14 protein-coding genes are annotated in these 16,539 nt (G+C 51.7%); 7 read left to right on the top strand and 7 right to left on the bottom strand.

The window, feature by feature from the left end; genetic code table 11:
- Positions 1 to 79: 79 nt before the first annotated feature.
- Both SQ11_RS01205 and SQ11_RS01200 read right to left on the bottom strand, forming a co-directional pair.
- Positions 80 to 1,354: a cytochrome P450 gene (locus SQ11_RS01205; RefSeq protein ID WP_041512289.1), complete on the bottom strand. Its 1,275-nt coding sequence runs from the start codon at positions 1,352 to 1,354 to the stop codon at positions 80 to 82.
- 69 nt (positions 1,355 to 1,423) lie between these two features.
- A complete protein-coding gene (locus SQ11_RS01200; RefSeq protein WP_052493910.1) occupies positions 1,424 to 3,508 on the bottom strand; it encodes a di-heme-cytochrome C peroxidase in 2,085 nt (694 codons plus the stop codon).
- A gap of 521 nt (positions 3,509 to 4,029) precedes the next feature.
- On the opposite strand from SQ11_RS01200, the gene SQ11_RS01190 reads away from it, so the two are divergent.
- The 5 genes from SQ11_RS01190 (at position 4,030) to mgtE (ending at position 10,749) form a co-directional block, all read left to right on the top strand.
- Entirely contained in the window at positions 4,030 to 5,886 is a 1,857-nt protein-coding gene (locus tag SQ11_RS01190; protein WP_041512286.1) for a ribonuclease catalytic domain-containing protein, read from the top strand.
- 291 nt (positions 5,887 to 6,177) lie between these two features.
- A complete protein-coding gene (locus SQ11_RS01185; protein ID WP_232297846.1) occupies positions 6,178 to 7,020 on the top strand; it encodes an energy transducer TonB in 843 nt (280 codons plus the stop codon).
- Positions 7,021 to 7,190: 170 nt separating this feature from the next.
- Positions 7,191 to 8,006, top strand: a complete 816-nt coding sequence (gene aroE / locus SQ11_RS01180; RefSeq protein WP_041512285.1) for a shikimate dehydrogenase — start codon at positions 7,191 to 7,193, stop codon at positions 8,004 to 8,006.
- Positions 8,007 to 8,106: 100 nt separating this feature from the next.
- Positions 8,107 to 8,805: a monofunctional biosynthetic peptidoglycan transglycosylase gene (gene mtgA / locus SQ11_RS01175; RefSeq protein ID WP_041512284.1), complete on the top strand. Its 699-nt coding sequence runs from the start codon at positions 8,107 to 8,109 to the stop codon at positions 8,803 to 8,805.
- Between the two features lie 501 nt (positions 8,806 to 9,306).
- Positions 9,307 to 10,749 (top strand): magnesium transporter, encoded by a 1,443-nt coding sequence (mgtE, locus tag SQ11_RS01170; protein ID WP_041512283.1) that lies wholly within the window; start codon positions 9,307 to 9,309, stop codon positions 10,747 to 10,749.
- A gap of 25 nt (positions 10,750 to 10,774) precedes the next feature.
- Here mgtE and lysA read toward each other — a convergent pair whose 3' ends face one another.
- A complete protein-coding gene (gene lysA, locus SQ11_RS01165; RefSeq protein WP_041512282.1) occupies positions 10,775 to 12,028 on the bottom strand; it encodes a diaminopimelate decarboxylase in 1,254 nt (417 codons plus the stop codon).
- Positions 12,025 to 12,159, bottom strand: coding sequence for a lipoprotein (locus SQ11_RS01160; protein ID WP_084226688.1), 135 nt, complete (start codon positions 12,157 to 12,159; stop codon positions 12,025 to 12,027). The genes lysA and SQ11_RS01160 overlap by 4 nt, the downstream gene beginning before the upstream one ends.
- A 411-nt stretch (positions 12,160 to 12,570) precedes the next feature.
- Between SQ11_RS01160 and SQ11_RS16270 the strand changes: the two genes are divergently transcribed.
- On the top strand, positions 12,571 to 13,107 hold the full coding sequence (locus tag SQ11_RS16270; RefSeq protein ID WP_052493908.1) for an FxDxF family PEP-CTERM protein: 537 nt from the start codon (positions 12,571 to 12,573) through the stop codon (positions 13,105 to 13,107).
- Between the two features lie 523 nt (positions 13,108 to 13,630).
- Positions 13,631 to 14,308: a PEP-CTERM sorting domain-containing protein gene (locus SQ11_RS17765; protein WP_041512280.1), complete on the top strand. Its 678-nt coding sequence runs from the start codon at positions 13,631 to 13,633 to the stop codon at positions 14,306 to 14,308.
- A gap of 206 nt (positions 14,309 to 14,514) precedes the next feature.
- Here SQ11_RS17765 and SQ11_RS01145 read toward each other — a convergent pair whose 3' ends face one another.
- From SQ11_RS01145 to gmhB, 3 genes are read right to left on the bottom strand one after another with little or no spacing between them, the layout of a single operon-like run.
- Positions 14,515 to 15,276, bottom strand: coding sequence for a M48 family metallopeptidase (locus SQ11_RS01145; protein WP_052493907.1), 762 nt, complete (start codon positions 15,274 to 15,276; stop codon positions 14,515 to 14,517).
- Positions 15,239 to 16,009 (bottom strand): 1-acyl-sn-glycerol-3-phosphate acyltransferase, encoded by a 771-nt coding sequence (locus SQ11_RS01140; protein ID WP_198140763.1) that lies wholly within the window; start codon positions 16,007 to 16,009, stop codon positions 15,239 to 15,241. The genes SQ11_RS01145 and SQ11_RS01140 overlap by 38 nt, the downstream gene beginning before the upstream one ends.
- A complete protein-coding gene (gmhB, locus tag SQ11_RS01135) occupies positions 16,006 to 16,539 on the bottom strand; it encodes a D-glycero-beta-D-manno-heptose 1,7-bisphosphate 7-phosphatase (RefSeq protein ID WP_041512279.1) in 534 nt (177 codons plus the stop codon). Before gmhB ends, SQ11_RS01140 begins: the two co-directional genes overlap by 4 nt.

The raw sequence follows: 16,539 nt of genomic DNA, 5'->3' as shown, positions 1-16,539 counted from the left end.
CACAATACTCGGGGGGAGCCCTGAAGAGCTCTCCAATTTTTCCGATGAATTCCATGGAAAGCTTATTCAGGGAGTAACTTTATTGCAAACTCCAGGAAAGGTCGTACTGCTCCGGGAAAGGACCGGACTTGTAATCGATAGGGGCATTTGCCTTGATACTCTGCCGGGTCAAGACCTGGCGCACCATCTCTGGGATCATGACCATTCCGACATAGCGTCCCAGGCATTCATGGCTGCCGAAACCAAAATGGAAATAATTGTACCAATTGCGTTGAGGAATAAATTCATCCGGCGATTCGAACGCGCGTTCATCGAACATCGCCGATAAGGTAACCGGCAAAACATGAGTGCCCGCACGCAGAACAGTGGCATGACCGGTACCCTTCGCCGCGGTGTAGTCACTTGCGGTCGTACGAAACAAATAGGGGGTGATCGGCACAAAGCGCAGAGCCTCCCAAACGATGCCATCGAACTCGGTGGGAGTGTCCTTTAGCGCAGCGGTCTTGGCCTTCGCAAGCCATTCCGGCCGTTCCATCAGATACTGGATGATCTGGGCAACCGCTTGTGCGGTAGTTTCGATTGCGCCAATCAAAAGACCGCCGGCATTCAGTCCCAGCCGTTTGATGTCGAAATCCAGTTGTTTGGGGTAATCCGTGCGCAACATTCTGGTCACGATATCATCGTCCAGCCGCACGAGGGTTGAGAGGGTTATTTCCTCCGCTTTTACCTGCAGCAGGCGGCGGGCGATAAGTTCAACGATGAACATGCCGAGCGCTTTGGAAGTTTCATTATGGCGATCAATAATCTGCTGGGATTTTTCCGGAGGCAGCAGATCGAAAGGCTGATTGTGGAAGGTGTCCCATTGGTTCCAGTAAGACCACTCGATCAAATCACGCCTTTTCGCTCCGGTTAGCCCAAAATATTCCCGCACCAGCGTGGCTGGCACCATACGGCAATAATTGTTGACCAGCTCAATGTTGCCATTGGCGGTGTCGAGTATTTCCTTGGAAACATTCGCCACCATTTCGCGCACGGCGGGTAGATCGTCGCGATTCAACATGCATTGCATCAGCGATTTCTCGCGCGTATGCAGGGCATCATCGTCATGCATCATCAGGTAATCGGCCATTTTCGGGACATAGGGCTTAACCGTGAATACCTTCGGCATGCTCAGTACTTCCCTGACATCATCGAAACGTGTGACCAGGGTGAATTTGGGCGTTATCAGGATAGGTCGTTTTTCACGCAGCTCTTTGAAAAACGGCAACGGCTCGGTATCGATCCAGCGGCGCGCCAATGGGGCTTTGTCTGCATCGGCAGCTGCATCATACTGCTCCAGGTAGTTTGTACTCATCGGTAGCTCCCTTGCGGTTTGTAGGTGATGGATATCAAAAATTGTGCTGATCAGGAGTCGCGGAGTCGATCATAGCGTCTTCAGGTATTCGAGCAAATCGAGGCGCTCTTCTTTGGACATGGGATAAAGGCAATTACCTCTGATGGATTTATCCACAAGTTCATCTTTGATTGTCTCATCCATGCACTGGTCCTTGATCTTCTGATCCACAGGCCCATCAGACTCGTCCACCGTGCGTCTGACGCCGTAATCGTGTCCGGCGTTGCTATTTCCCCTGATGTCCGTCTTGAAAATGAAACCACCATATCCACTGCTTTTTAAGCCTACCTTAACGGGGTCGAATTCGCGTGAGCCGACTTCAAACTCGTCAGGCCGATATTCTCCGTCTTGCGGATCTCCAGGACGTCTTTTGGGTAACAATAAATCATAGAGTGTTGGCACGGAGCCATTATGCAGATAAGGCGCGGTTGCCCAGATACCGTTGAGCGGCCGCGCCTTATAGGATTTTAAAGATGCGACTGGATCGGCCGTGGTGTCTGGATCGTAATCACCGTGTTTGATCGATGGTTTGATCTCATTATGGCGGAATCCTGCTGCCAAATTGGAAATCCAGTCGATCCAGCGAGGTAAAAACCATTTGTCCTGATCGGGAGTGGCGACAACCCCAATAGTCGCTCGGGTCAGCAAGGCCGCAACCGGTGCCCGCCGATCCAGCAAGACATCACCCACACTCATGCCGACATACTGATTCCGCAGAATGCCTGAGAAGCCTTGGTAACTTACGCTATTTTTGGCCATCTGGGTGTCCGTACCCACATCGCTCGCCCTCGACATATGCGCCACCACGCGGCGATCAGGATCGTCGCGCTGGATTCTTGCATGGCAGCTCACGCAATGCTTATTGAACAGGGATCTCCCATTCGCAAGGCGGGTCTCGTCAATGGGTGGAAGGATATCCTCCGGCCATAGTGGAGATTGAAGACTCAATAGACGCGCTTCGATAAGGCGCAGATTCTGGACATTAACGGAAGAATAATAGCTGATATGACGACCATACAAACCTTGTCCATTGATGAAGGCGGATAGCGAGAATCCTTTATTTTCCGTCCAGTCAAGTGTGCCGAATACGCCTATCGCTTCCCCTGTATTGCGTGCAATTGCCTTAAGTCCTGCATTTTCCGTGAGGCCATTCCATTGAACATAGTCATGCTGAGGAGTGTCCCATAAGAATGGGTAGCTTACCGGTGCGTCAGGTGGGTTAAACAGTTTCTTGCGTAAACGCCCGAGTGCTTCCCAGCCATTGTTCTCGTTTAAAGTCCTCACGATATTTTCGACGATATTGTCTCTTTCAGCGCCGCTCAGGACATTCCCTGTATCATTTGTTATCGATCTTATCTGTTCGTCTGTCATCGCGTGGCTTCCCATTATCCTGGGGTCACGCAATAATTCCTGGAGCTCCTTGACATTGATGACATGCTCCAGAACTCTGTTGTAAATGCGCCCGAACGCATCCAGTCGCGCGTAGCCGTAATGGAGACTGCTGTAGTTGATCGTAATATAGCTGGCGAGCCGCTCGCGATATTTTTTTAGGTCTGCGAGTACCTCCGCCTCAGTCTTGTAATTACCGCGGGACAGTACATTTTTCACAAACCGGCTGCGAACTTCCTCCTTTTCGAGGGTTGCTATCAAGGCACGTACAATGTCGGCCATGAAAGTTTCCATATCGGCGCTTGCCGGGCCACCATCGATTCGTATCCCCTTACCCTTATAGTTTATCTGTCCGGTATGGCAGGCGGAGCAAGTCAAACCAAGATACTCTTTACCCTTATAGTCATCCTTGACAAATCCGACCGGCAACCCATCCGGGTTACTGGAAGTGGCTTTCTGCGGCAGATAGCGATAGCGATTCATGTTCTCGTTAGCGCGAAACGGCTCGGGTTTGCCAACCTGCTCCAGCGCCAGGAAGAAGTCGTAGGGCATCATGTCGGATCCCTGCGTAATGGTGTAGAACCAAAGACTATCGGCGGGCGCCCATCCTTGATCGAGATACTTTATCGCTGTAAAGCTGTCTCCAAAAACATCCTGTTTTACTGTTGTTGCGCCTCTGTCCGGATCAGTGTCAAGTGCCGCGCAGGCTGGCAGGAGGGCGATCACAAGAATTAATCCAGGAATAGAAAACGTACGTCGTTTTTCTAACGCGATGGAAAATTGGTCCACAGTGTTTCCCCTTTATGGCGAGAATGCAGTTACTTATGAAAATATTATAGTCGATTCCTGAAAAATATCTCTATGGATGAGCTTAACAGATAATTCGGGGCACCCCGAATCTACGCATACGGGTGGTCAGTTTACGGCCTTCTCGCCGCTTGCCTGGAGCTATAGACTAACTCGACCAAAACCGTCTCGCCACCCCCCTCGCCATCATCTCGCGCCCCAAGGATGATCTGGATTGAATTGAGTGCAACGCTTGGGTGAAAAGGTTTTTCTACGGATGCATCTACCTGGGCGCTAACATTAATGTGCGGGATCACCGTAAGAAAACCGCGCATAATGCCGTGTTCTGCGATAGTGGATTAAGCAATCAGAATTGGGGCGGACACGTCTGTTGGCTGGTCTCGTTGCAAGCGCGTTTCAGGTTATAATTCAATAATTAATCCTCCGCCAAGAACCATTTTATGAATGTTTTTTACGAAGAGGAAGGTACCTTTAAAGTAGGCACAGTCCTTGCTGATAATACGACTTCGCTTCAAGTGGAGGCGCCTCACGGCAAGCGTGCAAAAATAAAGGCGGCTTCGGTGTTGCTGCGATTTGACGTACCCTCTCTGTCTGAATTCATGGATCTCGCGCAAAAAACAGCGGAGGATCTCGATCCCAATTTTCTCTGGGAGTGCTGCGAGAGCGAGGCCGAGTTCGCCAGCGATGCCCTCGCCGCGGATTATTTCGGTCACTTAGCCAGCCCCGAGGAAGCAGCGGCGGTGCTGATCCGGCTGCACAGTGCACCGATGTATTTTTACAAAAAAGGCCGGGGACGCTATAAAGCGGCACCATCGAAAGCGCTTGAGGCCGCGCTTGCCAGCCAAGAAAAAAAGCGCCTGCAAGCGGAACAGCAGGCCCGTTATGTGCAGTTGCTGAATACATTTATCCTGCCGGAAGAATTTAGACCGTCGCTGTTCAATCTCCTCTACCGCCCTGATAAGAATACCGTTGAATGGAAAGCGCTTGATGTCGTTTGCGCCGAGACGAAGCTAAGCATTCCCAAGTTGCTGGAAAAATGTGGCGCGATACCCTCCACGCATGACTATCATGTTAACCGGTTCCTGCTGGAGCATTTTCCTGAAGGCACAGGCTTCGGTGGGCTTGGGGCAGGCGGCGAATTTCACGATCCGCAGGATTTACCCATAGCGGATGCGGCTGCTTTCAGCATAGATGATGCAGCCACTACAGAAATTGACGATGCCTTTTCGGTCACGCCGCTGACTCTGGGCAGCTTCCGCATCGGCATCCATATTGCCGCTCCCACATTGGGCATAGCGCCAGGCTCCCCGCTGGATACAGCGGCGGCACAGCGTCTTTCTACCGTTTATCTTCCGGGCAGCAAAATTACCATGTTGCCGGAAGCGGTGATTCACCACTATACATTGGGCGAAGAACGATTATGCCCAGCGCTTTCAATGTATATTGATGTGGCGGACGATTTCACCGTCATCGCCATAAACAGCCGCATCGAGCGCGTAAGGATTGCCGCCAATCTCAGACACGACGCGCTGGAAGAGCATTTTAACGAACACACGCTTGCGGCGGGAAGTCTTGATCATCCTTTTGGCGTGGCGTTGCTGACGCTATGGAAATTTGCCTGCAAGATGGAGGCGGTTCGGGGTAAGGCCAGCGACAGTAACAATGAGAAAATCGATTACAGCTTCAATGTTACGGATGATCGCATCACTATCAGCGAGCGCCGGCGGGGTTCGCCTATCGATAAGGTGGTGTCTGAGCTGATGATTTATGTTAATACGGAGTGGGGCAAACAACTCGCCGATAGCGGCGTCACTGGCATCTATCGCAGCCAGAGTGGCGGCAAGGTCAGGATAAGTACATCTCCTGCGCCACATCAGGGGTTAGGCGTTTCGCAGTATGCCTGGATCAGTTCGCCGATGCGCCGTTATGTGGATTTCATCAATCAACGGCAACTGGTGGCACTGCTGAGGAAGGAGACGCCGCCTTATACCCGGGACAATGAAAGTCTGCGGATATCCATGCGGGATTTCGAAGCCGCCTATGAAGTCTACGGAGATTTTCAGCGGAGAATGGAGCGCTACTGGTGTTTGCGCTGGCTATTGCAGGAGAATGTCAGTACAACGGGAGCGCAGGTACTTAAGGAGAATCTGGTGAAAATGGATCATCTCCCTTTGGTAGCACGGATACCCTCCTTACCGGAAGTGCCGCCGGAGACGGCTATTGAAGTGGAGGTTTCCCAGATTGATTTGCTCGAACTCACTTTCCACGCAAGATTCCTGCGTAAATTGGATGCATAGATCGAGCGTGAACGCATATGACGCGTATCTCATTGTTGTTTTACAATGGATACCGTCCCTTGAATATATATCGGTAATTTTTTACGCATTACTAAACTTAAATCCGGTAGCGGGTTTGCCCCAGAGGTGAGAATTAAGTGGCAAAAAATCTTTTATGAATCAGATTACTATACTGAAGAATGAGCGATCAATTACCGGGTTCTGGTTAAATTGAGCGTCACTCCAAATATATCGGATTTTAATTCAGCCTCATTCCACGGTTGGCTGTTAAGGTCTTCGTCACGCCTGAATGTGACGATATTGATCTCGGTGATTTTGCATGCGATTGTTTTATTCGGGATTAGCTTCAAGCTCCCTTATCCGGAGATCGGCAAGACCGCTGCGCCGCTGGAAGTGGTGTTGGTCAACGGCAAATCCGTATCGAAACCGCGTAATGAGAGTACTCTGGCGCGGGCTAACCTGAACAGTGGAGGTAACGCCGGCAACAGCCGCCACGCCAAATCGCCGCCTCCCTTATCGCCGGAACATAACGACGCTACGGATACCGCCACGGCTTCGGAAAACATGGAACAACTTGAACAGGAAACGGAAAAACCGACGGAGGGCAATCATGATCAGGACGCGTATCAAGCAGATCTTCCTTCGGAACAGTCTGAACAAAATCGCTCGGGGCTCGCCGGTCTGAAGGGTAGCGACCTGGTTCAACGTAGTCTCGAGATCGCGCGCCTGGAGGCCCAGACCGCCCGGGATTACGAAGCCTATCAGCGTCGCCCAAAACGCAGATTTGTCGGTGCTCGCACGCAGGAATACCGCTTTGCCCGTTACATCGAAGATTGGCGTCTCAAGGTGGAGCGGATTGGCAACATGAATTATCCTGAAGCGGCAAGGCGGGAAAAACTCTATGGAAACTTGCAACTCACTGTTGGTATCAAGTCGGACGGCAGTCTGGAGTCGCTTGAAATAAATCGCTCGTCGGGAGAGAAAATTCTGGACGAGGCGGCAATACGCATTGTCAAGCTGGCGGGTCAGAATGGATTTGCCCCTTTCCCGCCCGACGTCAGCCGGGATACGGATATCCTGCATATTACCCGTATCTGGTCATTTACCCGTTCGGATGGATTGACAAGTCAATAAGATCCGAAGCCGTTCCACTGTTCGGCATCGTTGCGCTATCTCTTAAATCCAGCAGGCGAATAAAGTGCAATTTGCCCCCTGGCGGTCTCATAAATGTGAGATTGCGTAATAATAAATATTTATTATTAATCATGGCATTGATCTATTAAGGCAACCCCGATTCAGGACTCATGACTGATTCTTATGCCGTCATCGGCAGTCCCATTGCTCATAGCAAATCGCCCTGGATTCATGCCGAATTTGCACGGCAGACGGGGCAGGACATGCGATATGAAGCGATACTTGCACCCGTGGATGCGTTCGCCGCAACGGTTGCGGCTTTCCGGGAACGCGGCGGTAAAGGCATGAACGTGACGGTTCCATTTAAACTGGAGGCCTGCGAGATTTCCAGCCGTTTGACTGAACGGGCGGGTGCCGCACAGGCAGTAAACACCTTCGTATTCAGCTCGGACGAGATTCTTGGCGACAACACTGACGGCGCTGGGTTGGTACGCGACATCAGAACCAATCTGGGGTTTTCCCTTACCGGTAAGCGCATGCTGCTGATGGGCGCCGGCGGCGCGGCCCGGGGTGTAATGCTGCCGCTACTGGAACACAAACCAAGCATTCTGACAATCATCAATCGGACTAAACAAAAAGCGCATGCGTTACAGCAACAATTTTCTCGGTACGAAAATATCGTATCCGGCGACTATGCGGATATTCGCGGAGAAAAATTTGATCTCGTCATTAATGCCACTTCCGCCAGCCTGCAGGGCAACCTGCCGCCGCTGCCTCCTGGCATCTTCGCTGCCGAATCGCTGGCCTATGACATGATGTATGGCGATGGATGCATTCCTTTTCTGCAATTTGCGAAGCAACAAGGCGCATCAAGTCTGGCGGATGGTATCGGTATGCTGGTGGAGCAAGCGGCAGAATCATTTTTCCTATGGCGTGGGGTAAGGCCAAAAACAGATCAGGTAATTAGAGGGCTAAGGAATCTCTAAATAATTTCTTCATTGAGCCTATTGCTGGCAAGGCGGGGGAATCATTCGGCTTTCCCCCAAGATCATATGCCTGAAAATTTAACAGTATCATAGCCAGCGCATGCGAAAATTTATCAAGCGTTGTTTCTGGCGTGCTTTCCTGCTGCTTGTCGGCGTGGTGCTTGCCTATCAATTATGGATTCTCGGCCATGTTGTTTATTGGAACTCCTACAATCCTTCCACCAGCGCGTTCATGCGGAATCAATTGGATGCATTGCGTCATAAGGGTGTCACACCGGCATTACACACTCAATGGATGCCTTACGAGCGAATTTCCCCTCATCTCAAGCGTGCGATTATCGCCGCCGAGGATGGCAAATTCCTGGAGCATGAGGGTTTTGATTTTGAAGCCATCCAGAAGGCTTATGAAAAGAACCTGAAGACCGGCAGGTGGGCTGCGGGTGGCTCTACTATTAGTCAGCAGCTTGCGAAAAATCTATTTCTTTCCAGCGAAAAAACGCCATGGCGCAAGCTTCAGGAAGCTGTCATTACGCTGATGCTGGAAAACGTGATGTCCAAGCGGCGTATCCTCGAGATTTACTTGAATGTCATTGAATGGGGAAATGGCGTATTCGGTGCGGAGGCCGCGATCCGTTACTATTACGGTATTTCAGCTTCCTCTGTCACCGCGGAACAAGCCGCTCGCCTCGCCGCCATGATTCCTAATCCACGTTTCTACGATCGGAATCGCAATACGCCGTGGTTGTCGAGAAAAACGGATATCATCCTTAGCCGTATGGCATCCACGCAAATTCCCTGATGATTTCTTACCCCGAGATGAGCCATCCTACATCCGGCGGAGGTAAGGTATGCGGTTTTTTAGAGGCAAGGCAAGGCGCAATGGTGCGGAATGGTTGTTCCGCTCCTCATCCGGAGGGTAAGCGTCAAATAATATGAAATATTGTTATTAAGCATAACACTGATCTATTAAATGAACGCTCCACCACCGGATTTAGGATCATACTTTGCGTTCACTCTCCTCCCTGTCATAATATCCGCCCCGCGTCTTCTGATTTTTCCTACAAACAGATCATCCCGTCATGCCAATCGTGTAGCGTGTCAGAAAAACGGGTAGATGATAGCTTCAACCTGAATTCAGTCTTCCGTGAACCTCAGCATAAAAGGGAAGAGTTGTTTTTATAAATAGAATCATAGTGTTAAACTGAAGAATGGTCAGTTTTATCGCCGGATTCGGATTTAGAGCAGGATAAGAACGTTAAATTGCAGCGATGTTCCCATCGCGCCACCAGAGTGACCACCCATGTCCAAGGCAAACAATCTCAGGGAGACCGAAGATCTGCAAGAGAACTTGCGGCGCCTGACGCATTTATTGCGCAAACATAAGCTGGTGGAAGGTCTCGTACATACACAGCAAATGCCGCGTCAGGAACTGGTCGAAGCCCTGGTGCATAAACAGAATCTGGCGGAACTGCAAAACCTGCTTGACAGGCTCCACCCCGCGGACGTCGCGCATATTCTGGAAGCCATGCCGCTTGAAGATCGTTTGATGATCTGGGAGCTGGTCAAGGCGGAGCGCGATGGCGAAATTCTTCTGGAAGTTTCGGACGCGGTTCGCGAAACGCTCATTGCCACGATGGACAGCGATGAAATGCTGGCGGCGACAGGACAGCTGGATGCCGACGAGATCGCCGACCTTGCCCCGGATTTGCCCCGCGATGTTTTGGAAGATGTGTTTCAGTCGTTGCCGATGGAGGAACGTGAGCAGTTACGCGCTGCCATGTCCTATCCGGAAGATGCGGTGGGCGCACTGATGGATTTCGACGTGGTGACTATCCGGGAGGATGTCACCATGGAAGTCGTGCTGCGCTATCTGCGCCGTTTGGACGAGCTGCCTGATCATACCGACCAATTGTTCGTGGTGGACCGGAACGAACATCTTAAAGGCGTATTGCCGGTCAACCGGTTGCTGGTCAGTGATCCCGATACCACGGTGGGGGCGGTGATGACCACAGAGATGGTGAAGCTCCACCCTAACGACGATGCACATCACGCGGCACAAGCCTTCGAGCGCTATGATCTTGTTTCCGCTTCGGTGGTCAATGCGGAAAACAAGCTGGTGGGGCGTGTTACCGTTAACGCAGTGATGGATTTTATTCGTGAACAGGCGGAAAGCGAAGCGCTGAATGTGGCGGGTTTGCGGGAAGAAGAGGATTTGTTCGCACCCGTATGGAAAAGCGTGAAGAATCGCTGGACTTGGCTGGCTGTCAATCTGATTACCGCATTTGTTGCATCGCGCGTGATTGGCGTGTTTGAAGATTCAATCGAGAAATTGGTGGCACTGGCTGCTCTGATGCCAATTATTGCCGGTGTTGGCGGTAATTCCGGCAATCAGACAATTACGATGATCGTGCGCGCACTCGCTTTGGGCCAACTCAATGCCGGTAGTGCACGTAACCTGTTTGTCAAGGAAATTGGCGTGAGTGCGGTGAACGGCCTGGTATGGGGTAGCGTAGTCGGATTATTCGCATTTTTTATCTACGGCAGCGTCTCTCTGGGTCTGGTGATGACGCTGGCGATGATGTTGAATCTGCTGTTGGCGGCGCTACTGGGTGTGCTGATTCCATTGACTCTACATAGAATGGGCCGTGACCCGGCAGCGGGCTCCAGCGTGATGATTACCGCCGTCACCGACAGCGGGGGTTTTTTTATTTTCCTCGGTCTCGCAACTCTTTTTCTGGTTTAGCCGGAATCCACCGCAGAAGTTTCACTCAGGGCAGAATTTTCTCGCCAGCGATCAGCTGTTCCAAGGATTCGCGTTGGCGGATAAGATGAATACGGCCGCCGTCCACCATGACCTCGGCGGCGCGGGGACGGGTATTGTAATTTGAACTCATGCTCATGCCATAAGCGCCGGCGGACATGATGGCGAGCAGGTCGCCCTGCGTCAATGCCAGCTTCCGGTCATGCCCCAGAAAATCGCCAGTTTCACAAACGGGGCCGACCACCTGATAAATCTTGTCGCCGCCGCCATTTGCAATAACCGGCAGGATCTCATGGTAGGCGTCGTACAGTGCCGGGCGCATCAGATCATTCATGGCCGCATCCACGATCGCGAAATCCCGGTGGGGGGTATGCTTGAGATACTCGACACGTGTAAGCAATACACCCGCATTTCCTACCAGCGCGCGGCCGGGCTCAATCAGGATACGCTGGCTGCGCCGGCCGATTGCGCTGCATAATGCAGTGATATAATCCTGCGCCGCTGGCGGATTTTCTCCCGAATAACGAATTCCCAAACCACCGCCCAAGTCCAGATGATCGATAGTCAGTCCCTGGGTTTCGAGGCGAGTCAACAAGTCAAGTATTTTCCCGCACGCTTCGACAAAGGGATCGAGTTCGGTCAATTGTGAGCCGATATGGCAGTCCAGTCCGCTGATGCGCAAGTGGGCAAATTTTCTTGCGGAGGCATAAAGCTTTTCCGCTTCGTCGAAGGGCACGCCAAACTTGTTTTCCTTGAGGCCGGTGGAAATATAAGGGTGGGTCCTGGCGTCCACATCGGGGTTGACCCGCAGGCTTACCGGCGCGGTTTTATTCAATGTACCCGCCACCTGGTTCAGTACGGTCAACTCCGCTTCCGACTCCACGTTGAAACAGAGTATTCCGGCGGTAAGCGCCGCACGCATTTCGTCCGGCTGTTTACCCACTCCCGAAAACACCACTTTTTGCGGATCACCGCCCGCTTTCAGCACCCGCTGGAGTTCGCCCCCGGAGACAATATCGAAGCCGCTGCCGAGACGGGCAAATAAATTGAGAATGGCCAGATTGGAATTGGCCTTGACCGCGTAGCACACCAAGTGGTCGCGTCCCGCAAAAGCGGCGTCGAATTTCTTGTAAGCGGCAACGAGCGCCGCGCGCGAATACACATAACAGGGTGTACCGAATTCCTGGGCAATGTGACTCAGTTGAACCGATTCGCCGTACAGCTCGCCATCGCGATAATCAAATGAAGGGAAACCACTCACTTCTTTTTCACTTCGTCCTGGGATTGCTGCGATGATCGCGGAGGTTGTTCTTGCGGAAGATAGAGATCCCCCTTCAGGCCGCAGCCATTGAGCAGCAGGAGCAGCAGTGAAGCGATGCAGAATTTATGCATGGAACGATACCGGAATGATGGATACGAAATACTAACATAAAGGTTAAGAATCTCTGAATAAGTCTCCATAAGTCAGCCGGCCATCACAGAGAGAATTTTATTCAAATGATTGACAGCGTCATTGCGCGCCGCAATGGCTTCATTTACCTTGCACTGAGAAGTGTTTTCCTCCATGGCATGCGCTTAATAGCTCATGCATATAAATCGTGGCAAAGTATTTTCTGTCATTTGCCCACGTTAAGCTTCCGACGTACCGTAAAGCCACACCCGCTGTGAGCCGGGGCCGGAAAATCCAGGATCTGCCAAAGCCGCAAGGCCTGAAGCCCATCTGCACGCAGATAGCCGGAATGCCAGTACATCATTTATTAAAAAAATGGAAAATTAACTTATTTTATTAGAGGATTTATTAAAATGAATCATATGAAAGTATCATTATTGGGACTCATGCTGGCGGGGTATATAAGCTCTGCATCCGCCGTGGGGCCGGGTTACTTGGGAAATTTGAGCGGTCAAACGTACACCATCGGTAACACCTTCTCGGCGATAGCCTACGGCTCGTCATTTGTTGACACGTATGTTTTTGATATAGCGCCTCAGTCTGTTACGGTCGGTACGGCTGTCACGATCAATCTGGATATCCCGCTCTTTCCCGGACCCGAGTTTGAACTATCAAATATGTCAATCAAGTTTACCGATGCAACCGGTGTTACGACTTTTGATATTGATAACCAGACTAACCCTGCGGACAACACGCTTTCTGTTTTCGCCACCTTGCCTGCCGCCCTGGGTTACAAATTTATCGTGGCAGGCGATGTTACGGGTAGCTTTGGCGGCAGCTACGGCGGTGTTCTCCAGGCTATGCCGGTACCTGAACCTGAAACCTACACCATGTTCATGGCCGGCTTGGGGCTGATGGGCTTCATGGCGCGTCGTCGCAAGATTTCTTAAACGGGCCTTACCTTAAGCTACAGAGAGGCGGATGCTCCTCTGTAGCTTTTCGTTTTTGTGCTCGAGAGTTTTTTCCTGGCACTTGGTTACCCACTGGATTGAGATCAGCCGCTTCTATCGGGCAGCACCAACTTCTGTTTTCGATACAAAGCAGTCTAGCGATACCGCTTACGTTTGTATGGTCAAGAGCATAGGTCTTGTTTATTTACTGCGTCTCCAATACCTCCTCTCTCAAGCCTGCCGGATCGACCCCAAAAATATTTCGTCCTGTACTCGGTAGAATCCAGGCATGCACCTAAAAGCTCATGCTTATGAATTCTAAAGAAGTACCTGCTGTCATTTTCCCCCGTTAAGCTTTTGACGTACCGTAAAGCCACACCTGTCATGAGCCGGGGCCGGAAAATCCAGGATCTGTTGCAGCGCAAGGACTGCTGAAGCCCGTGTGTGCGCAGATAGCCAGAATGCTGGTACGCATTTCTTTACAACATAAATCTTCGAATCCAAATTCTTGGGAGGGTCATTCATGAGTTACTTAAGACCATTGCCGGGCTTGCTGTTTGCCCTCGCAATATCGGTTTATCAGCCACTCGGATACGCGGCGGCATCGACATCTTATAGTTTTGCAAATATCACCCATAACAACACGGGAGCCGAGGTGGATGGGGAAGCAAACCTGAAGGTTGAAGTGATAGATCTTGGCAGCAGTCAGGTAAGATTCAATTTTACCAATAATTCCACTTCTTCCCTGACCGATGTCTACTTCGACGACGGTACGCTTCTAGGGATTGCATCCATTACATATTCATCGGGAGTGAATTTCTCGCAAGGGGCCAGTCCGCCTAATCTTCCCGGCGGCGACTCCATCAGCCCCGCATTTGTGACAACCGCCGGCTTTCTGGCGGATTCCAATGCACCCGTCTCGCACAACGGTGTTAGCCAGGATGAATGGCTTGCCATTGATTTCAACTTAATGGGCGGTCAGACATACAGCGATGTTATCAGCGCGCTCGCACTTCCAAACAATGGCGAAACCGGCGACTTGCGCATCGGTTTGCATGTACAACAGTTCGCGACTGGTGGCGGCAGTGAGAGTTTTATCAATATATCTTCTCCTGTCCCCGAACCTGGAACCTATGCCATGCTCATGGCTGGCTTGGGTTTGATGGGCTTTATGGCACGCCGTCGCAAGGTCCTTGTATAGAACCGGTCCTGAGACACAGAGGGGCGAGCTGCCCCTCTGTATTTTTTAGTGCCTGGAAGTCTGCGTCGCCAAACTCCTTGAACAGTTGAACCTAACGAAGCGAACCTAATGAAGTAGTTTCTGGATCTTGTTGTCCGTCACTTTTTTTTATCGAGCGGTATCCACGAATCATACCTGTACAAGATGAGCAGCATATCGGATGCTGCTCATCCAAGCCTCTTCAATTCCTTTCGCGCCGCGCCATAATCCGGATAGATACGTCCCACCGTTTGCCAGAAGGCGGACGAGTGATTCATTTCGATGAGGTGCGACAATTCATGTGCAACCACATAATCCACCAGCTTGAGCGGCATTTGTATCAATCGCCAGTTGAGATGGATAACTCCACGTGCGTTGCAACTGCCCCACTGGGTTCGGGCGCGAGACAGGCGCAGCTGCGGTAGCGCAACACCGAGCTTATCCGCATATAGCGCGATTCGTTCGCTGAAGCAGGTCAGTGCGTTATGGTGATACCAGTCCATCACAATTTTTTCAATTTGACGGGAGGTCAGTACGGATGGCAGCGGCAATTGCATCTGCCTATCTTCGACTCCAGTCCTTACCTTTGCCCGAGTCATTTGTGCAATTCCGGTAGTTGTCGTCGACAACTGCCAGGGTTCGCCCAGCAACGGGAAAATGGCCCCTTCCTCCCATACCGGTTCGCTCGACTCTCTTGTTTTCCATTCGTCGAGTTTCTCCACTACCCAGTCAGCCTTGTTTTGCAATACCGATTCGATCCAATGCAATGACTCTCTCGACGGAGCACGAACAGTTAGACCCCGGCTATCTATTTTCATACCGATCGTTCTACGTTTGCAGCGCTTGAGCGTATAAGCGACTTCCTTGCCGTTCAGGCTGACACGGCGGATTTCTCCCGCGAACGCCGCTTGCTTATCCTTCGGAGACCGGGATAACTTTGCTTTCGTCATATACTTCCTGATTCCGGTCGCCGATATGAATCATCTCCGCTTCGATCCAGGTTTCCACTATGGCATTGAGATCGCCGGGTTCCATGCCTGTGGGATCTATCGGCACGCCGATGCTCACTGTAATCATGCCAGGATGCTTGATAAAAGCATTCCTGCCCCAGAATTCTCCCGCATTGTGCGCGACTGGAACGACCGGTGCGCTGGTATGGGTGGCGAGCCATGCGCCGCCAATGTGGTATTTGCCTTTTTTCCCCGGCGCAATGCGCGTGCCCTCAGGGAAAACCACGATCCAGAAACCTTGCTTCAACCGGTCCTTCCCTTGCTCGACGATTTGTTTCAGCGCCGCCTTTCCCGAACTGCGATCGATTGCGATGGGACTGTTCATTGCCAATCCCCACCCGAAAAATGGAACGCGCAGCAGTTCTTTTTTAAGGACCCACACCTGGGGCGGAAAGATCTGCTGAAACGCGAGGGTTTCCCATGCCGATTGATGTTTGGACAGGATGATGCTGGGTGTTTGCGGAATATGCTCCGCACCGATAACGCGATACCGTATGCCACAGACGATGCGCAGCAGAAACAGCATCAGATGCGCCCAGCCGGAAGTGATGCGATAGCGGCTGATGGGCGATAGCGGAAAGGCGGCGAATACAATCAGGAAATAAAATGGAGTAATGACGATCTGCAATAGACTATATAGCATTGAACGCAGCATCGGCAGGATCATATTCATTCCGTCAGCGCGTCGACAGCTGCCGCGAGGTCAGGAAATATCCGCGTGTTTTTCGGCAGTCCGCCTCCCGCTTTCGTTTTCTTTCCTTTACCGGTCAGCACCAGAACCGGAATCGCACCGATCGCCGCCGCAGCTTGCAAATCACGCAATGAATCACCTATGGCGGGCACATCATTCAACTCCAGACCGAAACGCTGCGAAATTTCCTTGAACATTCCGGTCGCGGGCTTGCGGCAATCGCAATTATCCGCGGTAGCATGGGGGCAGAAGAACATCGCATCAATGCGTCCGCCCGCTTGGTTTGCAGCTTTCCACATTTTGTCATTGATCGCGTTGAGTGCCGCCATGTCCAGCAGCCCCCGGCCGATGCCGGCCTGGTTGGTGGCGACCACGACCCGATAGCCTGCCTGGGTGAGGCGTGCAATCGCTTCCAGGCTGCCGGGAATCGGCTTCCATTCGTCCGGCGTTTTGATGAAGGCGTCGCTGTCATAATTGATGACGCCGTCGCGATCGAGAATGACCAGTTTCAC

Origin of the sequence: Nitrosospira sp. NpAV (assembly GCF_000832065.1) — a bacterium.
In the GTDB taxonomy this organism is placed as follows: Bacteria; Pseudomonadota; Gammaproteobacteria; order Burkholderiales; family Nitrosomonadaceae; genus Nitrosospira.
Note: the sequence above shows the minus strand (reverse complement) of the source record. Positions and strands in the feature narration are given on the sequence as shown.